This window comes from Streptomyces sp. NPDC045026 (genome assembly GCF_056432625.1).
Map to the genome: position 1 here is coordinate 154,072 of NZ_JBWKIS010000019.1, position 20,872 is coordinate 174,943.

General features: G+C 65.5%; 16 protein-coding genes and 5 pseudogenes. 11 read left to right on the forward strand and 10 right to left on the reverse strand.

Annotated elements, in window-relative coordinates; translation table 11 throughout:
• Nucleotides 1–9 precede the first annotated feature (9 nt).
• Nucleotides 10–1,103, reverse strand: a pseudogene (locus tag AC07EJ_RS31750) (integrase core domain-containing protein).
• 43 nt (nucleotides 1,104–1,146) lie between these two features.
• On the opposite strand from AC07EJ_RS31750, the gene AC07EJ_RS31755 reads away from it, so the two are divergent.
• On the forward strand, nucleotides 1,147–1,719 hold the full coding sequence (locus tag AC07EJ_RS31755) for an IS3 family transposase (protein ID WP_478885560.1): 573 nt from the start codon (nucleotides 1,147–1,149) through the stop codon (nucleotides 1,717–1,719).
• Nucleotides 1,720–1,876: 157 nt separating this feature from the next.
• Here the strand turns inward: AC07EJ_RS31755 and AC07EJ_RS31760 are convergent.
• Nucleotides 1,877–2,460 (reverse strand): annotated as a pseudogene (locus AC07EJ_RS31760) (transposase family protein); the annotation flags it as partial.
• A gap of 262 nt (nucleotides 2,461–2,722) precedes the next feature.
• Between AC07EJ_RS31760 and AC07EJ_RS31765 the strand changes: the two are divergent.
• From AC07EJ_RS31765 to AC07EJ_RS31800, 8 genes are all read left to right on the forward strand, one after another.
• Nucleotides 2,723–4,354 (forward strand): hypothetical protein, encoded by a 1,632-nt coding sequence (locus AC07EJ_RS31765; RefSeq protein WP_478885561.1) that lies wholly within the window; start codon nucleotides 2,723–2,725, stop codon nucleotides 4,352–4,354.
• A 12-nt stretch (nucleotides 4,355–4,366) separates the two neighbouring features.
• Nucleotides 4,367–5,251, forward strand: coding sequence for a hypothetical protein (locus tag AC07EJ_RS31770; protein ID WP_478885562.1), 885 nt, complete (start codon nucleotides 4,367–4,369; stop codon nucleotides 5,249–5,251).
• 450 nt (nucleotides 5,252–5,701) lie between these two features.
• Nucleotides 5,702–6,250, forward strand: a complete 549-nt coding sequence (locus tag AC07EJ_RS31775; RefSeq protein ID WP_478885563.1) for a hypothetical protein — start codon at nucleotides 5,702–5,704, stop codon at nucleotides 6,248–6,250.
• A 1,794-nt stretch (nucleotides 6,251–8,044) separates the two neighbouring features.
• Nucleotides 8,045–9,388 (forward strand): type VII secretion-associated serine protease mycosin, encoded by a 1,344-nt coding sequence (gene mycP / locus AC07EJ_RS31780; RefSeq protein WP_478885564.1) that lies wholly within the window; start codon nucleotides 8,045–8,047, stop codon nucleotides 9,386–9,388.
• 31 nt (nucleotides 9,389–9,419) lie between these two features.
• A complete protein-coding gene (locus AC07EJ_RS31785) occupies nucleotides 9,420–9,848 on the forward strand; it encodes a hypothetical protein (protein ID WP_478885565.1) in 429 nt (142 codons plus the stop codon).
• A 146-nt stretch (nucleotides 9,849–9,994) separates the two neighbouring features.
• Nucleotides 9,995–11,269, forward strand: a complete 1,275-nt coding sequence (locus AC07EJ_RS31790) for a hypothetical protein (RefSeq protein ID WP_478885566.1) — start codon at nucleotides 9,995–9,997, stop codon at nucleotides 11,267–11,269.
• A gap of 44 nt (nucleotides 11,270–11,313) precedes the next feature.
• On the forward strand, nucleotides 11,314–11,793 hold the full coding sequence (locus tag AC07EJ_RS31795) for a hypothetical protein (protein ID WP_478885567.1): 480 nt from the start codon (nucleotides 11,314–11,316) through the stop codon (nucleotides 11,791–11,793).
• A gap of 65 nt (nucleotides 11,794–11,858) precedes the next feature.
• Nucleotides 11,859–12,311, forward strand: a complete 453-nt coding sequence (locus AC07EJ_RS31800; protein WP_478885579.1) for a hypothetical protein — start codon at nucleotides 11,859–11,861, stop codon at nucleotides 12,309–12,311.
• Nucleotides 12,312–12,476: 165 nt separating this feature from the next.
• On the opposite strand, the gene AC07EJ_RS31805 is transcribed toward AC07EJ_RS31800, so the two are convergent.
• The 7 genes and pseudogenes from AC07EJ_RS31805 to AC07EJ_RS31835 all read right to left on the reverse strand — a co-directional run.
• Complete coding sequence (locus tag AC07EJ_RS31805) at nucleotides 12,477–12,878, reverse strand: integrase core domain-containing protein (protein ID WP_478885568.1); 402 nt, start codon at nucleotides 12,876–12,878, stop codon at nucleotides 12,477–12,479.
• A gap of 293 nt (nucleotides 12,879–13,171) precedes the next feature.
• Nucleotides 13,172–13,576 carry a GNAT family N-acetyltransferase gene (locus tag AC07EJ_RS31810; RefSeq protein ID WP_478885569.1) on the reverse strand — a complete coding sequence of 135 codons (405 nt, stop codon included), beginning with the start codon at nucleotides 13,574–13,576 and terminating at the stop codon, nucleotides 13,172–13,174.
• A 931-nt stretch (nucleotides 13,577–14,507) separates the two neighbouring features.
• Nucleotides 14,508–15,269: a hypothetical protein gene (locus AC07EJ_RS31815; RefSeq protein WP_478885570.1), complete on the reverse strand. Its 762-nt coding sequence runs from the start codon at nucleotides 15,267–15,269 to the stop codon at nucleotides 14,508–14,510.
• 184 nt (nucleotides 15,270–15,453) lie between these two features.
• Nucleotides 15,454–16,250, reverse strand: a protein-coding gene (locus tag AC07EJ_RS31820; RefSeq protein WP_478885580.1) for an IS5 family transposase whose coding sequence is annotated in 2 segments (ribosomal slippage) — nucleotides 15,454–15,914 and nucleotides 15,914–16,250 — 798 coding nt in all. Because the reading frame shifts where the segments join, the coding sequence is not laid out codon by codon here.
• A 294-nt stretch (nucleotides 16,251–16,544) separates the two neighbouring features.
• Nucleotides 16,545–17,048, reverse strand: coding sequence for an integrase core domain-containing protein (locus AC07EJ_RS31825; RefSeq protein ID WP_478885571.1), 504 nt, complete (start codon nucleotides 17,046–17,048; stop codon nucleotides 16,545–16,547).
• A complete protein-coding gene (locus AC07EJ_RS31830) occupies nucleotides 17,045–17,725 on the reverse strand; it encodes an integrase (protein WP_478885572.1) in 681 nt (226 codons plus the stop codon). Before AC07EJ_RS31830 ends, AC07EJ_RS31825 begins: the two co-directional genes overlap by 4 nt.
• A gap of 332 nt (nucleotides 17,726–18,057) precedes the next feature.
• Nucleotides 18,058–18,808 (reverse strand): annotated as a pseudogene (locus AC07EJ_RS31835) (transposase family protein); the annotation flags it as partial.
• Between the two features lie 894 nt (nucleotides 18,809–19,702).
• On the opposite strand from AC07EJ_RS31835, the gene AC07EJ_RS31840 reads away from it, so the two are divergent.
• Nucleotides 19,703–19,912: a hypothetical protein gene (locus AC07EJ_RS31840; protein WP_478885573.1), complete on the forward strand. Its 210-nt coding sequence runs from the start codon at nucleotides 19,703–19,705 to the stop codon at nucleotides 19,910–19,912.
• A gap of 5 nt (nucleotides 19,913–19,917) precedes the next feature.
• Nucleotides 19,918–20,147: pseudogene (locus AC07EJ_RS31845) on the forward strand (tyrosine-type recombinase/integrase); the annotation flags it as partial.
• A 182-nt stretch (nucleotides 20,148–20,329) separates the two neighbouring features.
• On the opposite strand, the pseudogene AC07EJ_RS31850 reads toward AC07EJ_RS31845, so the two are convergent.
• Nucleotides 20,330–20,872 (reverse strand): annotated as a pseudogene (locus AC07EJ_RS31850) (integrase core domain-containing protein); the annotation flags it as partial.

A 20,872-nucleotide genomic window follows, 5' to 3' on the forward strand; every position in this document is an offset into this window, starting at 1 on the left:
CCACGCAGTTCAGGCGGCATGTTGGTATTCGTGGAGGACTCCGCCGAGGCGGTCTTTTCGGCGTACGTCGAGGTGGGAGATCTGTGCAGGGGGGAGCGGTTCGGGGACGGCACGCAGGGGTGTTGCCTGATGCATCGCTTGGTGAGGCCGGTGGAGGTTGTAGTGGAGTTCGAACTGGCGGAGCGCGTGCCGCAGATGTCGTTCGTTCCAGATGAGGGTGTGGTCCAGTAGTTCGTGGCGGCAGGTTTGGACCCAGCGTTCCGTGATCGCGTTCATGCGCGCTATTCGTATGCCGGTTCGCGCGACCTGAATGCCGGCGTCGGCCAGGCTCTGGTCGAAGAGGGCGGGGTACTTTGCGTCCCGGTCTCGGATCAGGTAGGTGAGGGTGGCGTTGGCGTCCGTCAGGTCCATGGCCAGGTTCCGGGCCGTCTGGGTCACCCAGGCTGCGGTGGGGTGGGCAGTGGTGCCGAGGATCCGGATGCGGCGCGTGGCGTGTTCGATGACGGCGAGGATGTACTGGCGCTGTCCGGTCAGGGTGATGGTCTCGATGAAGTCGCAGGCCAGGATGGTGTCGGCCTGAGATCGCAGGAAGTCGGCCCAGGTGGTGGCGGCCCGGTCTGGCGCGGGGTCGATGCCCTCGGAGGTGAGGATTTCCCAGACGGTGGAGGCGGCGACTTGGATGCCGAGGGTGGCGAGTTCGCCGTGTACCCTGCGGTAGCCCCACGACGGGTTCTCCTGGATTAGGCGCAGGATCAGCACGCGGATTGAGCGGACCGTGGGCGGCCGGCCCGGCCTTTTCGGCCGGCACGTGCGGGCATGGCGCCGCTTGATCAGGTCGCGGTGCCAGCGCAGGACGGTGTCTGGCCGGACCAGTAACCGGAGCCGGCGCAGGACCTGACGGGGTAGGGGTACCAGTAGAGCGGCAAGGAATGCCCGGTCTTCCGCAGTGAACTTCACCCGGTCCGCGCCGAGCTGCCGCTCCAAGACGGTGAGTTGGTGGCGCAGCGCCGTGATCTCCGCGTCTTGTCGCGGTCGCTCATCGGCAGTAGCCGCAATGCAGCGAACAGGTTGGTGACGGTCAGGTAGGCGAGGCGCAGCAGCACGAGTGCTTATCCTGCCGCACTGTCGAAGACGCTCCTGAGCTGTATGGATGACATTTTCGGCAGGCGCAGGGTCGAGCGATTAATGCGTGAGGACGGACTGGCGGGCGTGAGCCCGCGGCGGAAGGGCTTCACGCGCCGGGATCCCAAGGCCACCCTGGCCCCGGACCTGGTCAACCGGGACTTCACGGCGCCCGCGCCGAACCGGTTGTGGGTCACCGACCTGACGATGATCTCCACCGGTGAGGGGCCCTTGTGGCTGTCCGCGATCCGCGACGCGTTCTCCCGCCGCGTCGTCGCGTGGGAGACCTCGGCCCGCGCGGACGCCGACCTGGTGCTGACCACGCTCGAGTACGCGCTCGCGTCCCGTGAGGTCGAGCCCGGCAAGCTCATTCACCACGCGGATCACGGCTGTCAATATACGTCCATCAAGCTGACAACTCGGCTGATGAGAGCGAGAGTTGAGGCATCCATGGGTTCGGTCGGGGACTCGTACGATAACGCCCTCGCGGGGAACCTCTGGATGCTCATCAAAACCGAGGGCCTTCGTGGTCGCGCCTTCACCCACCCGGGCCGAGGCCAACCTCGCCCTCTTCGAGTACATCGACGGCTTCTATAACTCCCGCCGCATCCAGGAACGGCTCGGTTTCCTCAGTCGATCGAGTTCGAGAAGAAGTACTACGCCGACCAGGCGACGGCCGAACCAACGAACCTGAACACCCGTCAACCCGCTCTGACCAGCTGATCAGCAACTCCCGAGCAACGGGGGAACCTCAGGTGACGTCGGTGATGTGCAGGGGCCTGGTGCGGTGTTCGAGGAACGCCAGCGCGTACAGCGTGCATGCGACGGCAGTGTCGAGATGGAAGAAGTCGGCGGCGATGATGCCCTGGGCCTGGTTGGTGAGGAACTGCCTCCAGGTCGGGCCGGTACGGCGTGGGGCCGGGCCGATGCCGGCAGCGTGCAGGTTCTCCCAGACCGTAGACGTGGCGATCGGGTGCCCGAGTCGGGTCAGGTCGCCCTGGATCCGCCTGTGCCCCCACTGTGCGTTCTCTCGAGCGAGTTGCAGGATCAGCTTCTTGAGCGCCGCCCTGGTCGGCGGGCGTCCTGTGCGGGTGCGCCGGGCGGTGTAGTCCCACTTCGCCGCGATGAACCTGCGATGCCAGGCCAGCAGCGTGCCAGGCGTGACCGGGAAGATCTCGCGCCAGCGGCGACGGGGTATCAGGTTGGAGAGGGCGGCCGGCCAGAACCGGTCCGCGGGCTCGTAGCGGACCGGGCCGGCGATCTGACGGCGTAGCACCGCATTTCATGGCGGAGGACAAGCAACTCGGCGGCTTTGGTGCTGTCGCGACTCGACAGCATCCCGGGGACGGACAGCAGCTTGCGGGCGACTTTGTACAGTAGTGAGACGATCGCGCTGGCATGGTTCCAGTACAGACCGCGCGATGGACGCGACCTGCAGCGATGACTTTACGAGCCCCACAGGCTGCGAGTTGTAACGGCCGAGCCAACTGCGCATGCCGGAGACAGCACACGCTGTGTCGCATGACATCGACTCCTTGTCACCAGGTGCCTGCCCGTGATCCGCGTTACGGTCAAGGAGGGGCGGATGGAGTGACTGGCTATGGACCGTGCCGTTGTCCTCATTGGGGTACGAAAAGCTGCGAGTTTTTTCCCGACACTCGAAGCCGTCGATCATGGGCTCCGCAGCATGGAATCGTGGGCAAAGAACCAGCAGATCCCCGCTAACCGGGTCGAGGTTCTCACCGACGCCGGTGGCGGCACGGTCGACGCTGCGACTGTCCGCATGGCAGTCCAGTCCTTTGTGGACCAGCTCTCCCTGGAGCAACTCATTGTGTACTTTTGCGGACACGGCGTGAACGTCAACAAGAACGAATACTGGCTGCTATCGGGGGCCCCCGACGATCCGAACGAGGCTATCAATCTCACGCTCAGCGCCATCTATGCATGGGACACCGGGGTACCGCATGTGGTCCTGATATCGGATACCTGCCGAACCGCTCCGCAGGGCACGAGACCCGGCATGAACGGCCAGTCGCTGTTCCAGAACGGAACCTCGCAGACGGACTGGGTAGACCAATTCTTCGCATGCAGGCCGGGGGATGCAGCCTACGAAATCGCCGATCCGTACGAGTCGAAGAGAAGATACCGAGCTGTTTACACAGAGGTTCTCGCCAAGGCGCTGGGTGGCGGCTACTCTGAGCTGCTCGAACGGGTTCAGCACAACAGCAGGGCGTTCCATCTCGTCCGTCCCTACCCGCTGAAGAAGCGACTCCCGGAGTACGTGAGCCGGCGGATCATCCAGCTGGGAGCGTACATGGCCGTTGATCAAAAACCGGAGGGCCGAGTCACTTCCGGCGACTCTGAGAATGCTTGGCTGTCGCGGCTCCCGGCAGCGGATCGTGTCGATCCAGCCGCCACGAGTGACGAAGCCGAGGCCGGGCGTGAGGTCACACCACCAGAGGATCCGGCGTTCGACGCCGCCAGGCTTGCAGCCGAGCGCCTTGCAGTCCCCCCGTCGGATCCAGGAAAAATCAAGACGCCCTCCGCCGTGCAGGTGGACGGCACCTCCGTTAAGGCGGTCTACACGGACGACGCCGGCGCCGAGCAGGTGGCGTCGGATGTTATTCAGGTGCATTTCAACGACGACCGGCGCGCCACCAATTTGCTTGTGCACCTCATGTCCGGTCATTGCGCGGTTGTCCCCGCCCTGCGGGGCCGCGTGGGGACGGTGATCTTTGAGCGGGACCAGCTGGTCGACGTTTCATATGCACCTTTGAGTGAGGGCACCTGGGGGCGTAAGGAAACGCTCGACGAGAACTACTTGGTACGTCGCTCACAGATTGCCGCGGCATCGCGCTATGGCTTGACCTGGTGGGACAGTTACTCTCCGGAGGACTTGGTGGGTCTCTTCGAAGAGTACGGTGAAGCCGACCCGTCACTGGCGATCTATCTCGCTTACGGCTTGGCGGAGCTTGGGCGACGAGACTTGGTCAGCCAACTACTGACGCGCGACAACCAGGCCGCCGGGATCGCGCTCTACGACGTCATGCTCCTTGCGAGGGACTGGGGCCGTTCTGTGGTTCCTTTTATGCCGCTGCTTTCACGCGGTTGGGCACTGCTCGGTCCGCTCACCGGCGGCGAAGTGCCGGACGTGCCCACTCCACAAGCCTCACACTGGACGCTCTTCTCCGAATGGGACCTACCTCAGCTCCAGGAAATCCTCAAACGGTAGGGAGGCGGCGCCATGCGCCAGCTCGTTTTCGTTCACGGACGTTCCCAGCAGTTCGAAGAGGCCACTGCTTTGAAGCAGCAGTGGATACGAGCACTTCACGGCGGACTGAACGATGCAGGCGTAAACACGATGGTTCCCGAGGATCGGATTCGGTTCCCCTACTACGGAAAAACGCTGCACCACATGGCGAACGACCTGCCGGGCAGCGCACCTGACGTCATCATCAAGGGCCACGGTGAATTAGCCGCAGGCGAGGAGGAATTCATCGCTCAAGTGGTTGCAGACGCCGTGCAGCAGCTTGGAATACAGGAGGCAGACATCCGTGCCGCTGCGGACCAACCGAACAGGATCGAAAAGGGGGTCCAGAACTGGCCTTGGGTGATCGCTGCTCTGCGCGTCATCGACCAGGTCCCTCGAATCGCCAGCGTCAGTCTGGCACTCCTCACTCGCGACGTTTACCGCTATCTGCGTTTCCCCGGAATTCAGACACTGATCGAAGACGGGATTCGACAGGCAATCACCCCCGATGAGGAACACGTCATCGTTGCCCACTCGCTAGGCACCGTGATCGCCTACAACCTGCTTAAGCGCAAGGCGCAGGATCTCAACTGGCAGGTGCCCACCTTCATCACCCTGGGCTCACCACTCGCAGTCAGCCCCATCGCCCAAGCCCTACGCCCCACAAGCCGCCCCCACGGCGTCACGGACTGGTTCAACGCCTTTGATCCCCAGGACTGCGTCGCCCTCCATCCGCTCGACCACGACCACTTCCCGGTCACCCCGGAAGTCGAGAACTACGCCCAGATACGAAATGACACTCCCAACCATCATGGGATAGCTGGCTACTTAGAGCATCCTGCGGTAGCACTACGCATCCGTGACGCCTTGCTCCGGTGACACCCCGAAGGTCTGACTGAGTTCACCGTTCGGGTCTGCTGCAGGTTCGGGTGACAAGTTGTCACCCGAACCTGCAGCAGACCCGAACGACGAGTTGTTCCACGAATGGTGAGAAGCCGCCAAATGGCGTCGGACGCCAGCGCTGACCGTGTCGGTGAGTGCGAGGGATGTGCCTACCCAGAGCGGCGTTCATAGCCCTCTGTTACCCAGCTGGCCTGCGGAATCGCGTGGGCCGTGCTGTCTCGTGTTGGTGGTTCCTGGACTTCCTGAAGCTTGAGATGCCAGCCGCTATCAGCCACTGCGCGTGCCTGAACCCGTGGAGGCTCTGCAGGGGATGTAGGGCCCGGATATCGTGCTCAGGTTGCATCTGTTACAGATGGGAACATCATGAAGCACCTCGGCGGGACTGGACGTATGCCGAGGGGCGGGCTCTACGGGGAGGGACAGATCGTGTCGGACGGCACGGGGGATGCGCCGCAGTCGACAGTGGCCGGGATCGGCGCGGCGGCGGGGAGTTTGGCTGCGTCGGTTCTGGGGGCCGGCGGTGCGTCTGTGGCGCAGGCGATGCGGGTCGAGGGAGAGACGCTGACGGCGTTCAAACGCCGCGTCGACACCTTGCTGCGGGACTTGGAGAAGTCGCACGCGGCGCCTTCGAAGATCGCCGGAGGAACGCTCGGGGCAGGCCGACTGGGGGCGTTCGACGAGGCGGACCTCCTGCACTCCTCCTACACGCACGTGCACACTCAGCTGGAGAACCTGTCCAAGATGCTGGCGCTCCAGATCGAGGCGTTGGTCGTCACCGTGGACGCGTCGAAGACCGGCTACGACAACCTGGACGAAGACGTACGCGCACGACTGAACCGCATCCGCACTGATGTCGACGCCTTGGTCGGCGGAGGGTCGGACACCAAGCAGGCTTCGGGCAAGGGCGGTTCGGGCGGCGAAGAGCCCAGTGAGCCGAGCCCCCAGGCGACGGACACGGAAGCGGGTGGACTGTGATGTGGCGGGCGACTGATGCCGTAACTGCTGCAGCAGAGATCACTCTGTTCAAGGAACGCAAAGACGAGGGCGGAGCATGAGCGGCGGCCTGGGATCCCGAATGTGGGGCATGGTCAAGCAGTACCGCTTCGCCGTGCACACCCCTGAGGAACTGTGGGCGATGGTCGAGCCGGCGGACGGCTCGAAGCCTGCGGATCTCGGCGTGCTGCTGACAGCGGCGTCCAAGACGATCAAGAGTATCGGCGACGACCTCAAGACACACAGCACGGCGGTCGAGTGGGACGGAGAGGGCGGCGAGGCGTTCCGCAAGTGGGTCCATCAGGCCGCGCTCGCGACCCTGGGCCTGGGCGACTACAGCGAGTCCGCCGGCAAGTGGATGGCGCATGCGGCGGACACGCTGCACGAGGTCAAGCCGCAGCTGGAGATTCTGAAGAACTCCAGTGCCTCGGCACGCTCGATCCTGGACGCGCACGCGGCCAAGGCGACGGATGTCGGCAACCACGACGGCGATCCGTCGGAGTCCTCCGTGAAGTCGGCCAAGTCGCAGTACGACAACGACCTTACTGCAGCAGCCCAGTTGATGATCAAACTGGCACAGTCGTACACGGCGTCGACGGAGCAGATCGATGCGCTGAAGGCCCCGAAGTTCCCGGAACTTCCCAAACAGTTCGTGCCGGAGAGCCGCGACGATCTCACCCACCGCCCGGGCACGTCTTCCGATGATGCATCGAGCACTGGGACGGCGGCTGTGGCGAGCGGAGTAGGCGTTGCTGCAGTAGGGGCTGCAGCAGTTGGCGAAGCGCGTGGTGCCGCACTGGCCGCAGGAGACCGCCACACAACCACAACTGCCGTTCCGTCAAGAACAGTTCCGGACCTGTCCCCGGGCGGGGCGAACACCGCCCTCGACAGGGTCGGCACGCTCCCGTCTCCCACAGCTCCGACTGCGACACCCTCCACGTCGCCGCCGCCCGCGTTGCCGGGCGGCACCTCAGGCATCGGGCCCCCGGTCCCGGGTACGTCACCGCCGGCGTTCGGAGGCACAGGCCGATCCGGTGCTCCGCAGCGCGGAGTGAGCGGCGGCCGTGTCTCTGCTGCCAACGGTCTCCGCGGACCGTTGGGCACACCGACGGCCCCACGCGCCCCTGGTACCCCCGGCGCGTCGCGGGCGGTTTTGCCGGGGCGTGGAGTTCCCGGGGTGACGGGCACGCCGAGCGGCTCCGCGTCGCCTGTACCAGGACCAGGTGGTGCGAGCCCGGGGCGTCCGTCCAACGGGATTGCAGGTGGGCGTCCGGTTGCACCGCAGACAGGCCGTGCGACGGGTGCGATTCCGCGGGGCACGGTGGTCGGCGGTTCCCCGACTCAGCAAGCACCAGGAGTCCGCGGTGGTGCCCCCGAGGGGGCACGCCCCGGAGCAACACCGAGCCGCGGCGCTGTGCCTGGCACGGGACGTGAGAGCGGCGTGGCCGGTGCACGGATGCCCGCGCACTCCGATGGTGTCGTCGGTGGACAGCCGCAACCCTCGAAGACGCGCCGGAACCCGCCGACCACGACCAGAGCGGCGGGTCCCGTACGCGGAACGGAGAGCCGTACAGCCCAGGTGCAGAGTGATGGACCCGCTGGAGGCTCCTCGCAGACGGCACGTAAGGATGGCGCTCGGCCTGCCCCGGAGGAGCGCTCGCGTGACGAGCGGCATGTGCGTGAGGAAGCAGAGACGGATCAGACCGAGCTACCACAGCCTCCGCTGCGGCTGCCAGGCCTGCCACCGACGACTCGGCGAGACAACGAAGGATGACCATGGGTTCCCGTACCAAGCAGGTACGCAGGCTCCGGCTGGCCTCGGCTCTGTCCGGCGTCGTGCTCGCGGGCGTTGCCGTGACACCCGCGCACGCCGAGACCGTCCGGGACCAGCAGTGGTATCTGGATGCCATGCGCGCCGAGCAGATGTGGAAGACCAGCACCGGTAAGGGCGTCACAGTGGCGGTCATCGACTCGGGCGTCGACCCCGATCTCGCCGACCTGCGTGGACAGGTACTGCCTGGCAAGGACTACTCCCGGCACCCTGGCGACGAGCACTCGGACTACGACGGGCACGGCACCCGCATGGCCGTACTGATCGCGGCCACCGGCGTGAAGGGCGACACGCAGGGCTCGTACGGGCTGGCACCCGGAGCCAAGATCCTGCCGATCCGGGTGCCGGACTTCATCGAGAAGAGCCGCAAAGACGGTAACCCCGACGACTACCCCACCTATATCTCCAAGGCCATCCGGTACGCCGCGGACTCCGATGCCCAGATCATCAACATCTCGCTGGGCAGCGAGGACCACGCAAAGAAGCTGGACGACGCAGTCGCCTACGCGCTGTCGAAGAACAAGCTGGTCTTCGCGTCCGTGGGCAACACCGGTGCCGGAACGAATCGGGTGGAGTACCCGGCAGGGACACCTGGAGTGGTCGGCGTCGGTGCGATCGACAAGAACGTCAAGGCGACCAGGGAATCCCAGCACGGCCCGCAGGTCGACCTGGTCGCACCCGGTGCGGACATGGTCGCCGCCTGCAAGGGAGGCAGCGAACTGTGCGATTCTCACGGTACGAGTGACGCCACCGCGCTCGCTTCGGCCTCCGCGGCGTTGATCTGGTCGAAGCATCCGGCCTGGACGAACAACCAGGTCCTACGGGTCATGCTGAACACGGCGAGCGGAGCCGTGAGCGGGAAGAAGCGAACCGACTCCATTGGGTATGGCGCTGTGCGCCCCAGGATCGCACTCACCGAGCCCGGGGCCCCAGGCCAGGCCGACGAGTACCCGTTGCCCGACTACAAAGACGGGGCCTCGGCGGCGGCACAGGGAGGCGCAACCGCTGAGCCGTCCGCGAGTGCTCCGACGGCCCCCTCCGCGGCGTCTTCTGCTGACGAGTCGAGCGCACTGCCGTGGATCTTGGCAGGAGTGGGCGGGCTTGTGCTGGTCGGAGCTGGTGGCGGGGCCGGCGTCCTACGCAGCCGCAGGCGCCGCCGCGAGGTCTTGACCGCACCGCTGTCGCCGATGCCGCAGCAGGGGTGGACGCAGCCGTCTCCCCCCGGCACGCAGTCGGGGCAAGGGCAGCCGTGGCCGTACCAGGACACCAACCACACGGGCACGCCATGACAGGACGAGGATCGAGCGGGGGCGAGATTCCATGACGGATACGACCGGGGAACAAGACACGCCACACAGCGGGCCGGAAAACATGGTCGGCATGCGGCTGAACCACCTTCCCGACGACGCGCGGCCTGCCGGCGGCGGCCAGAAAGACCTGGCGTCGAGTCCGGCGGAGAAGAAGGCCGCCGCACGGGCCATTGAAGAGCACATCCAGCCGGATACCCGTAAGGCAGGCGACTGGGCGGACATCGACACAGGTGCAGCCGTCAAGGAGTTCCGCGATGGATGGCTCACGTCAGGGGCGTTGAAGAAGGCCCACAAGACCTGGGGCGAGCAGGTTCACAACCTGTTGAACCGCCTCGCATCGGAAAAGACGGCGTTGCGGGGCGCCAACAACACTCTGCAGGGCACCGATGGCGAGGTAGGTGCGCGTACGCGCTCTCTTTCGGCACTGGACGGCTTCTGACGCAGATGGGCAGTAGCCCATTCTTGAACGTCACTTCGACCAGCAGGACGCCACAGCAGGACCACGGGGGAACCATGCCGACCTACCACGACATCATGACCGTCGACCTGTCCACACTCACCACGGCCGCGGACCGTTGGGACGGGATGGCGAAGGAGTTCCATAAACAGGAAGTCGCCTACGACCGCGATGTTCACGGCATATCCATGGGGCAGACCTGGACGGGGCTCAGCGCGGACGCCGCCAACCGGCGGTTCGACATCACGCTGAAGGAATTCCAGAAAGCCCAAACGGAAGCCAAAGCGGTCGCCTCCCTGCTGCGGGACGCACACCACCAGTTCAGCGAGGTGCGCAAGAGACTCAAGTCCGCCCGCGCGGACGCCATCAAGGCCCGCATGGCGGTCTCCGACGAGGGCGTGGTGTCCTTCGACACCACCGATCTCACCGAAGGGGAACGCAACGCCCTCCATCACGACCCTTCGTACCAGGAATCCGTGGGTACTGCTGTGAGGGCGTGGCAAGACCACCTCGACCAGATCGTCAAGGACGCAGAGAAGACTGACCATTCCGTCCAGATGGCACTCAAAGTGGTGGTCATCGACTCCAACTGGAAGGACGGGACACTCGAGGGCTTCAACGGAGACGCCAAGGATCACCTCAAGGACTACAAGGACGCAGGCAAGGGCGGTAGGAAGTCCGGCGGCTGGAAGGGCGACGGGGACTTCAAGCTGGACTGGTGGTCCCCGTCCTTCAGCGCCTCGGCGGATCCCAAGTACGGGAAGGAGGGCTCGGTCAAGGCGGCTTTCGATCTCGTCCACATGACCGGAAAGGGCTCGCTGACCAATGGCGATTGGAAACTCTCCGGGATCGGCGACGCCTACGCCGGTGTTCGCTCCGGCGCGAACTACGGCTTCAGTGACAAGGGCATCTCGGGCAAGGCCGAGGTGTCCGCAGGCGCACGAGCACTGATGGAAGGACGGGCCGAGTACGGGGACTACGGCGGTGTCTATCTGCGCGGCGACGGCTTCGCCGGCGCCGAAGCCGGAATCTCGGGCAAGGTGAACAAGGACGAGGTCGGTGTCAGCGCCAAGGCCTTCTACGGCGCGAAGGCCTCGATCGGCGGCGGCGTCGAGGCGGCCGGGATCGGTATCGGCGGGAACTTCGAGGTCGGCGCCGGCACGGGCGTCGAGGCCAAATTCGGCGTCAAGAAAGACGCGCACGGTGTGTGGAAACTGAGCACTGGCGGTTTCGCAGCCGTAGCCGTGGGTGCAGGAGCAGGAACCGAGATCACCTTCGACCCGAACAAGTTCGGCAAAACCGTCGACAGTGCGGCCGATGCGGTCGGGCTTGGTGGCGCCGTGGACTCAGTGGGCCACGGCCTCAAATCGACCAAGGACACCGTCGCCGGCTGGCTCGACTGACCAGCCCGATGAGAGGAGCAACTGAGTTGCCCAAGCTACTTCCGGTGGCAGTCGAGTTCCAGCTGCCTGACGGCTGGGCCCCGGCCTCACCTGAGACCATCGACACCTTCGGCGTGGCCTTCGCGGCCCTGCATCCCCACCCCGATGCCGGATTTGCCGCCAACATCACCATCGATGGAGAGATTCCACCCGACGACGTATCACTGTCGGACCTTGCCGACGCGTCCGTTGAGCGCCTTGAGCAGGCCGCTGAGTCCGTGCAACTGGTGGACCGCCGCGAGGTCGGTCCCGACGACGCGCCCGCTCTCGTGCAGCGTTTTCTCCTGACAGCCGCCGTTAACGACGAACTCCGCGAGCTCGCCCAGGTCCAGGTGTACCTGCCCCTTGCCGACACCGTTGATCCGCACAAGTATGCGGTGATCAAGCTGGCACTGACCGCCACCACCGAACAGCTTCACGAAGTCCTCGAAGAGTTCCAGGACTTCGTACGCACCGTGCGACCGAGTACCCCGGAAGGAAACTAGCAATGGGCCGCTTTCGCGATTGGCGAACGGGAACCCGATACCCGGACGAGGATGCCGAGCCGTTGGTGCGCTCCCACGTGGAGGCGGCCCTGTTCGCGCTCAATGGCCCGGACAAGCCCTACCGCGTACGCACCGCGCTCGCGGAGGAGAAGGCCGACGTGGTGGCAGAGTGGCACATGCTCGAGCCGGGCTGGGGCAGCGGGATGGGACGCCGACAGGTGGAGCGGACGTTCAAGTTCCGTATGCGTCTGGACGGGGCTACCCACGAGGTACGGGTCTGCGCCGATGTCCGCGAGACGACCCGCGCCGGCGACCCGCCCACCCGCGTTGTGGCACGCAGGCACGGCAGGGGGCCTCGCACCCGAGTGAAGTCTTGGCGCGGAAGCTACAAGAAGGGCCCGGACGGTCGCCGCCAGCGCGTTGACGACTTCCGCTTCGACTCGAACGATCTGAGGGACCCGTTGCAGGAGGTCGTGCTTGCCTCGGGTTGGACGTGGCGAGGAACCCACAAACCGTGACTGTCCCGTACGACATTGAGCGGAAACCGGTTCTCCGTGAACTCTGATCACCGTCGGCTTAACATGCCGTTGTCGACGAATTGGAGGAGCCTGCATGCCCAGGACCACACAGCTGCCCACCTACACGGTCAAGGAGGGCTGTGCGTGCCGACAACTCCTGTCACCCTATGCGACCTGCGCGTATTCGTGGATGAGGCCGCCGGGACGGTCGCGCCGGATGACACGCGATGGGGCATCGGAGGAGGGCGGTTCGGTCGCGCCTACAGCATCGGGGCATCGCTGTCCGAGTGATCGGTGAGGCCGATGTTCGTTGTAGTGGCCGGCGTACTCGGTGACGACGAGGCGCAGGTGCCGCTCCCCGGTGATCAGGATCCGGTCGGTGGCCCCGCGGCGGCATGATCTGACCCAGCGCTCGGCGACGGCGTTCATCCGGGGCACGCCTGGCAGGAAGGGCACCAAGCGGGCGCCGACGGCGGTGAAGACCGCGTCGAAGCCCTCGGCAAAATAGCCTGCATTGTCCCGGATCAGGAATCTGATGCCTACGGCGCGTGAGTCATCCCAGGTCATGAGGAGGTTTCTGGCGCACTGGGTGGCACGGGCAGTTCGATCATGCTTCCCCTCGTGCAGCGTCGCCCGGATGCTACCCGTTCCCAGAAACTACCGATGGTTTCCTGTCAGATGCCCGCCAAACCGTTCCCTGAGAGGGTGTGCGACTCACGCCCGGCGTCCACGCCGCCGGAATATGATGTTGCGGCGCCCGCTGCCGGCCTGTGCAGTATCGCCATGCCCATCTTGATGAACACGGACCACGCCGAGCTACATCGAGGTCGACGGGTCTGCTACCTCGGGCGACGGCTAGTTCAGAGTGTTAGCGCGAACCGGCGGCAGACATGGATGCGCGCGAACTCGCTCCTCAGCTGCTGTTCTTCGTCGAGGCTGGCGTGCAGGAAGGCAGCCATAGGTTTCAGGCCCTGTCGACGACTTCCTATGGCACGGGCCGGTTCCCCGGGCTCGAAGTAGTAGTTCGCGTAGACGTGCAGGTAGTGGTCGCTCTCGGTGAACCCCATGGCTCGATACCAGCGCAGGGTGTCAGGAAGGTCTCGGGTCCAGGCGTCGAGCGTGTCCAGGCCCAGGGCGCGTGCGCGAGCTTGAGCTTCTGTGAGGAGTGCCCGGCCGTGTCCTTGGTGCTGGTGGTCCGGATGGACAGCAACCGTGTCGATGGTGGCTAGGTCGCCGTCGACCGTCACGTCGATGATGCCGAGCACGGTATCGGAGTCTCCCGTAGCTACCAGCTCCAATCCTGGTGCAGGGATCTCTGGTTTTGTCTGCAGAACGTCATCGAAGTAGGGGGGTGTTCAGGAAGGAGAGCACCCGGCAGCGGAGCCATGACGCTTCGTCGGCAGGGTTGTAATCACGGACAATGCGGCTCACGTTCGTGGTCCTCGTTCGTCGGGGTGTTCAACGGGGCGTGGTCACGAACCGGCGAGATCATGGACGTCAGCCTTGCCCTGAGCCCACCGGGCAGCAACCGTATTTCCGTCGTGCAGCCGCGGGAGGTGCGCGTTCCAACTGTTGACCCGTCACGTCATTCAGCGAACGTCGAAGCCTCCGCCGTCCGTGAGAACGACGGCGGACCCTCGAGCCTCGAGGAGGAGAGGTCGGCCGACCTTGGCCGGCTCTTCTGCTCGCCCTTCGACATCTGCTGTCGTGGCGCGAGTCACCGTGGCCCGACCAGCAGTCGGCCAAGGGATCGGTCCGGCTGCTGCACCGGATCGGCCGGGTCTACGCGTGGCCGGCATCTCCGTCCCGGCCTTCGGTATCGGCACAGCAGAGGTGATGGGCGTGATGGGCAGCGCCTGGATCGAACGCTGAAGCAAGCCGCGCCGCTTGGCCCACTACCCGAACCGATCACCGTGTCAGCGTCGATCAGGTACCTGGGGGTCCGCCGACGAGATCGACTCGGAGGAACCCTCCACGAGTACCAACATGCTGCCTGAACAGGTCGGATGATTAATCGGCACTCGCAAGGCCAGCGGATCCCCCCACCACGGTCGGCCAACTTCCGGGCCTTGGGTTTCGATGACTTCATAGCGGTGGAGGTGTCGATTCGGACGGCCCGAGGGGTCGTGATCTGTGGGCTCAAATCACATGGTGTCCAGCTGCGATCTCGCGCGGATCTGACGTCGACGACTCCTGCTACGTGCCGCCCTGAAGTCCAGTCGCCACCAGGGCTAGCACAGCGGCGAGGGTGGCGACGGAGGCTATGAGGCTCGCAACTATCGCAGACGCCCAGTCGGGAACCATCAACCTCAAGAGGGGCTGCTGCGGCGGCCATGGGTGCTCAACATCAACCTCCGTTCGCGACTGACGGATCGAGACAGTTCGCAGCCTGCGATACGTGGCGTACGCGCCGAGGGCAGCCGCGGCGAACAGCATCGACATCCCCATGTTTGTCGCTCGATTCCGAGTGACTTCGGGCAGCACCGACCACAGGCCCAGTTCGCCCCAGAGGAAGATGCAAATCATGGCCAATGCGACCGGGAAGAGCCAGCGCAGCACGGCGAGCCTCAGTGGCCCCTCTCGGGCCCCGGTCTCTCGATGTAGGAAGTAGCTCACATCACGCTCACGCTCAGACACCCAAGACTCGTCAGATGCGTTGAACTCCACGGTCAGGCGGTTGTCCCGGAACCGCAGGACTGCTGACCGGTCGCCGCTTCGAGCCCGCCACAGCAAGTCAGTCCACCTCGTGGAGCAGCGAGGACCGCACAGTTTCCGCACTCTACGATTGAGCGAGTCGAGGTCGGATGCTTGGAAGCTCCGCTCGTGGCGCTCGGTCTCGAACTGCACGTGAGGTGAAGGCATATCTTCCCCCGCCAGGGCAATCAGGTGATCCAACTCGTCCCGCCCTAGTTGCACCTGGTAGACAACGAAGCGTCTGGCATGGTTCATCGTGGACACGTGAATCAACCTAGTCCGTAGGCGACTTCACGAGAGCATGTACGCCCGAGGCCGGTAACCGTCGCGAACCACGAGACCGCGCTGGCCCGGGCGGTAATGCACCGCAGACCGGGTGCAGCCCCGTCGGCAGATGTGAGCATCTGTCCTCGTGGGCGCATCGAAGGTGCACTCCTAAGAGATCATCTCAATTGGTGAGTCTGCGGTAGCAGATGAGGGTGCAGGCGATGCTGGCGAAGGCCAGGAAGTGGATGGCTTGCCGCTCGTAGCGTCGGTGGAGACGTCGGCAGCCGGCGAGCCAGGCCATGGTGCGTTCGATGGTCCACCGGTGGCGCCCCAGCTTCTGTGACGTCTCAACTCCCTTGCGGGCGATGCGGGGTGTGATGTGGCGTAGGCGGAGCCATTGCCGCAGGTGACGGTTGTCGTAGGCCTTGTCGGCGTGAAGCTTGGCGGGGCGTCGGCGGCGTGGACCGCGCCGGGATCTGATCGGTGGGATGCCGCGCACGAGTGGTTCGAGGGCCTGGCTGTCATGAAGGTTGGCGCCGGAGATGCCGACGGAAAGCGGAAGCCCAGACCGCTCAGTGATCAAGTGGATCTTCGAGCCATACTTGCCCCGATCTACAGGATTCGGACCCGTCAGGTCCCCTTTTTCAGGGCGCGCATGTTCACCGAGTCGATCGCGCATCGTGACCAGTCCAGCTCGCCTCGAGCCCCCAGCTCGTCCAGGACCAGACGATGCAGTTTCGCCCAGACCCGTTGTCGGCTCCACTCCATGAACCGGCGGTGAGCCGTGGCCCCCGACGGCCCGAACACCGACGGGACCTGCGACCACGTACAACCGGTCGTGGCCACGAAGACAATCGCCGCCAACACCTCACGGTCCCCATGACGGCGCCGACCACCACCCTGCGGACGCGTCGGCGCCTCTGGCACCACCCGCTGGAACAACTCCCACAACCCGTCAGTGACCAGACGCTCAGTCAGCAACACAGCACCAGGCTACCGGCATCTCCAATTGAGATGATCTCTAAGCTCCCGCTGATTGCAACAGGGGGGCGGGCATGAATTGGCTGGCGTGGACCATCAGCGGCATGGGCGCAGTCTTCCTCGCCTCCGCTGTTTATGGGCAAGCCACTTGCCCCCACGCTCCACAAGACGCCGTCCGTACCCATCGCGCGTACCGTGTGTGGCTGCCACTTGTCCTGGCATGGGTCTTCCTTTGGGGCAAACTCCCCGACGCGCTCCACGCGCCGTGGCCCATCGACGCTGCCAGCGACGTCATCGCCCTAGCGCCAGCCGCCATCGTCTTCCTTGCCACACGCCGAGCTCGCCACAGCGCCAGTCAGGACGGAAGCGCTGGCCCCGCCAAGTAGGCCCAGGCTGGCCCGTAGACCCCACCCGGGATCCGCTCCGCCAGCTCGCCAATCGGCACACCCACGCAGCCTCCGTTACCTCCCGCCGCGACGCCGACCGTGTGGAGTGCCCAACAGCTAGGCGTCTGACTACACTTGATCTGTTCGTTACGACCTGGCGGCGCGGCCCGTCATCACCGCCTGCCCCTGAGTACCCGCGCACCTGTCGGACGCGCCCTGCGGGGAAGGGGATGACGGTGGGGTCGTCGCCGGGAGCGCGAAGGTCCAGGCTTCGGTGGGCCCTTGCGGTGTTGTAGTGCGTCGCGTACTGGTCCAGCACGGTGCGCAGGTGGCGTTCGCCGGAGATCAGCATCCGGTCGGTGCACTCGGCTCGGGCGGTGCGTATCCAGCGTTCCGCGAAGGCGTTCATCTTCGGTTCTTGTGGGGCGGCCTAGAGGACCTGGATGCGTTGCCGGCGAACACCGCGTCGAAGGCCTGGGTGAACTTGGCGTCGCGGTCCCTGATCAGGAAGCGGAACGGGTGGGCGCGGTCCGCGAGTTGGAGGAGGAGGTTGCGGGCCTGCTGGGTGATCCAGTCGCCGGTGGGATGCGTGGTAACGCCGAGGTGGTGGACGGTTCTGGTGCCGACCTCCATCACGAAGAAGGCGCACAGGCTCTTCAGGGTGATCGCGCAGTCAACGTGGAAGAAGTCGGTCGCCAGCAGGGTGTCGGCCTGTGGGTGCAGGAACGCACGCCAGGTGTGCTCGGTCGCGCGGGTCGGCGCGGGTGGGATCTTGTTGCGGCGTAGCGCTCGGCGGATGGTCGCGGCGGCGACGCGGTGGCCCAGGTGGCGCAGTTCTCCCTGGACCGGGACGTATCCCCAGGTCGGGTTGTCGTGGGTCAGGCGGAGGATGAGTGTGGTGCGTTCCTCGGCCGGCGGCGGTCGGCCTGACTTGGCCGGTTGTTGTCGCCATTTGCGGCGTATCAGGCGGCGGTGCCAGGCCAGGAGTGTGCCGGGGGTGATCAGTCGATGGCGGCGGAGCAGGGCGGGCAGGCTTCGGGCCAGGGCGGACAAGATCGCGCGGTCGGCCCACGATAGGCGGGGCATGGGGTGTGGCGGCGCAGCACCGTGACCTCGTGCCGGAGTACGAGTATCTCCATCTCCTTTGACTGGCTGGACCGACCGCAGAGGACAAGCCTGCCGAGTATCCGACAGAAGATCATGTAGAGCAGTCGCAGAGCCACAACCGACGATCACGCCCCGTCCACAGCGTCGGCCAAAACTCCAGGTCAACGCCCGCGTGGAATAAAGACACCCTTCAGGCTGCCCTGCGTGGTCGCAGTACACGTCGGCGCAATATCGATCGCGGACCGCTAGGTACTCAACGAAAGCCCTGGTGGGGCGAGTTCTTGGCCGCGCACACGTCCGCGACGTCTTCGGAAGCCCGCGTCGAAGGGCTCGGTGTACTTCGCGTCCCGGTCTCGGAGCAAGAAACGCAGCGAGTCCGCCCGCATACCCGACTCGACGGCAAGGGTTCTCGCCTGTTTGCACCGTCCAGGGCCCGGTGGGATGGGCAGTCACTCCCGCGATGTGTAGCCGGCGTGTGCCGTGCTCGAGGAACACGAGCGCGTACACCCGGCGCAGATCGACCAGGTCGATATGGACGAAGTCGCAGGCAATGATGCCCTCGGCTTGCGCGGTCAGGAACTCACGCCACGTCGGGCCGCTGCGGCGTGGAGCTGGGTCAATGCCCGCTGCGGTGAGGATCTCCCCGATCGTCGTCGAGTCGACCGGGTGTCCGAGCCGGACGAGTTCCCCTTGGATCCGTCGGCAGCCCCAGCGTGGATTCTCCTTGGTGAGCTGCGGCACCAGAGTCTTCACCGCACTCACGGGCAACGGTCGACCGGGCCTGCTCCGGCGCTTGCTGTAGTCCCACCTGAGGGCGATCAAGCCTGCGGTGCCACGCCAGCAGCGTCGTGGGCGCCACTGGGAACACCTGCGCCCACCGCGCCGGGGGATCAGTGAGGACAGCCCTGCGAACCACAGTCGATCCGCCAGCTCGTAGCGAACCGGCTTCGTGAGCTGCCTTGGCGGCACCGCGTTCTCGTGCCGCAGCACCAGCAATTCCGCATCCTTGGCCACGTCCTGGCGTAGCAGCACCGCCGGGACTGCGAGCAGCTTCCGCGCCACCTGCTACACCAGTGAAACGATCACCCGGACGGCGTCCCGGTAGAGACTCCGAACGGCACAGGGTTTGAGGCGAAACGATCACGTCTCGCCTGGCCCCACGGCCGCCGGGGAACCGGCCGGGCTGGCCCCTTCATGAAGAAGTCTTTACGTTCTTGACCGCGCCCGTAACCGGCCGAAGTGGAGTTGATCGAGGGAGAGTTCCTCGCCAGGACTCGGGTGTGAGGTCACCGTGCCGTGCTTTCGACCGCCAGGGATCCCGCATCTTCCAGGGGGAGTTGCGGGTCGCGTCCATGCGTTCGCGCAAGACGTTCGCCCGGCCGGGCGGCGGCGAGCCGGAGTATCGCGCCGGGCGCCCACGTTGCGACGGACTGCTTCACTGCGGTCTTCCGGGTGCCGACGAGCGCGGTGCGCGGGCCGCCCAGGCCGATGCCGATCCGCTCCACTGCACACGGTCTGTTTTCGATCGACGACGTTCAGTGCCCGAGGTGGGGTGACAGTCGGGCTTCAGCAAATCGGCACATGGACTGCGCAACTGCGGCACGAGGCGTGTTGGATCTGCACAAGAGCCTGCAGGAATGGTGCTCTGTTGGTGTGGAGTGTCCCGTTCGGAATCACCGTGGCAATACCGGTCACCTCACGGAGCCGAGCAACATGTAGAGAAGCTGCCCCCAATTCGTGTGCACGCCCGCACGGCTGGGTAGCCGGTGCGTTCAACTGTGGTGGTGGGAATGCCGATTGATTGGGTGCCCGGCGAGCTCCGTGATTTGATCCTTCTCGCCGCCAGGGCCGCGCGAAGGTTTGCGGAATCAGATGTCGCACGCCTGCGGTCGCGGCCCGTCGTCCCCCAGCGGGGCCGCTCCCCCTTGCGGAAACCCATGCGAAGGGAAAGTTATTATGAACTCCGCTCCCCAGGTTCAGACCGTAGAGATCTCCGATGCCGAGCTCAACGACATCTCCGGCGGCCTGAGCCCGCACGCCAGCGCCGTCGTCGGCCCCACGGCGGTCAGCGACTCGGCGGTCCTGGCTCAGGTCGACGCCGCCAAGAACGAGGTCCTGGGCGCCATCGGCCAGTACCACCAGGCCGGCGTCAGCGTCTCCTTCTGATCCTCACGCGCGTCGCCCAGTCCGCCGGCATCCGAGTTATCGGGCCGCACGACGCTCGGCACAGTGCGGCCACGCGCCTCACCGCGGCCGGAGTCGCGCCCCGCGTCGTGACGGACATCCCAAGCACAGCCAGATCACCGTCACCATGGGCGTGTACATGCACGTCGTGCGGGACACGCAGTGCGAGGCCATGAGCCACATGGACCTGCTCAGAAGGCACCCCGGCCGTGAGTGACCGCCCCCGTTGATGTCAGAACTGGATGCCAAAGGCCCCGGACCGTGATCGGTCCGGGGCCTTTTGTGCCGGTGCCCCCCGGCAGGATTCGAACCTGCGTCACCCGTTTCAGGGCCCGGCGTGCTGCTGTCGGGCGCCCGAGCGTCCCGTGCCTGTGGGGCTCGAAAAGTCATCGCTGCAGTTCAAGCGGCATGTCGGTACTCGTTGATTGCTCCGCTGAGGATCCGGGTGCGCAAGAGCTTGCGGGGCTCGAAACCATCCAGGACTGCTGGCTGTTCCTGGGCCTCGGGCGGTCGTTGATCGCGGGATCGGTGCGGCCGATGTCTGTTGTAGTGGTCCTGGTACTCGGCGAGGACCTGCCGGGCGTGGGCCTCGTTCAGGAGCAGAACGTGGTCGAGTGCCTCGCGGCGGATCGTGCCGATCACGCGCTCGCAGTGGGCGTTCATGCGCGGTGCCTGGGGTGCGCTGAGCAGCACCGTCCATGCCTTCGGCTTCGAAGACGGCGTCGAAGGAGCCGGTGTACTTGCTGTCGCGGTCGCGGAGCACGAAGCGCAGCGACTCGACGCGGCTGCCCAGGTCATCGGCGAGATTGCGCGCCTGCTGGGTCGCCCACTGTGCGGTGGGGTGGGCGGTGACGCCGGTGATGTGGAGTCTGCGGGTGCCGTGTTCGAGGAACGCCAGCGCGTACAGCCGGCTGCCGGTGATCGTGTCGACGTGGAAGAAGT

What these genes read in the sequence shown, in the direction of transcription:
- mycP (WP_478885564.1), top strand. Translation starts at nt 8,045, where the DNA reads ATGGGTTCCCGTACCAAGCAGGTACGCAGGCTCCGGCTGGCCTCGGCT.
- AC07EJ_RS31785 (WP_478885565.1), top strand. Translation starts at nt 9,420, where the DNA reads ATGACGGATACGACCGGGGAACAAGACACGCCACACAGCGGGCCGGAA.
- AC07EJ_RS31825 (WP_478885571.1), bottom strand. Translation starts at nt 17,048, where the DNA reads ATGAACGCCTTCGCGGAACGCTGGATACGCACCGCCCGAGCCGAGTGC.
- AC07EJ_RS31830 (WP_478885572.1), bottom strand. Translation starts at nt 17,725, where the DNA reads ATGCCCCGCCTATCGTGGGCCGACCGCGCGATCTTGTCCGCCCTGGCC.
- AC07EJ_RS31765 (WP_478885561.1), top strand. Translation starts at nt 2,723, where the DNA reads ATGGACCGTGCCGTTGTCCTCATTGGGGTACGAAAAGCTGCGAGTTTT.
- AC07EJ_RS31755 (WP_478885560.1), top strand. Translation starts at nt 1,147, where the DNA reads ATGGATGACATTTTCGGCAGGCGCAGGGTCGAGCGATTAATGCGTGAG.
- AC07EJ_RS31805 (WP_478885568.1), bottom strand. Translation starts at nt 12,878, where the DNA reads ATGACCTGGGATGACTCACGCGCCGTAGGCATCAGATTCCTGATCCGG.
- AC07EJ_RS31770 (WP_478885562.1), top strand. Translation starts at nt 4,367, where the DNA reads ATGCGCCAGCTCGTTTTCGTTCACGGACGTTCCCAGCAGTTCGAAGAG.
- AC07EJ_RS31790 (WP_478885566.1), top strand. Translation starts at nt 9,995, where the DNA reads ATGGCGAAGGAGTTCCATAAACAGGAAGTCGCCTACGACCGCGATGTT.
- AC07EJ_RS31840 (WP_478885573.1), top strand. Translation starts at nt 19,703, where the DNA reads ATGAACTCCGCTCCCCAGGTTCAGACCGTAGAGATCTCCGATGCCGAG.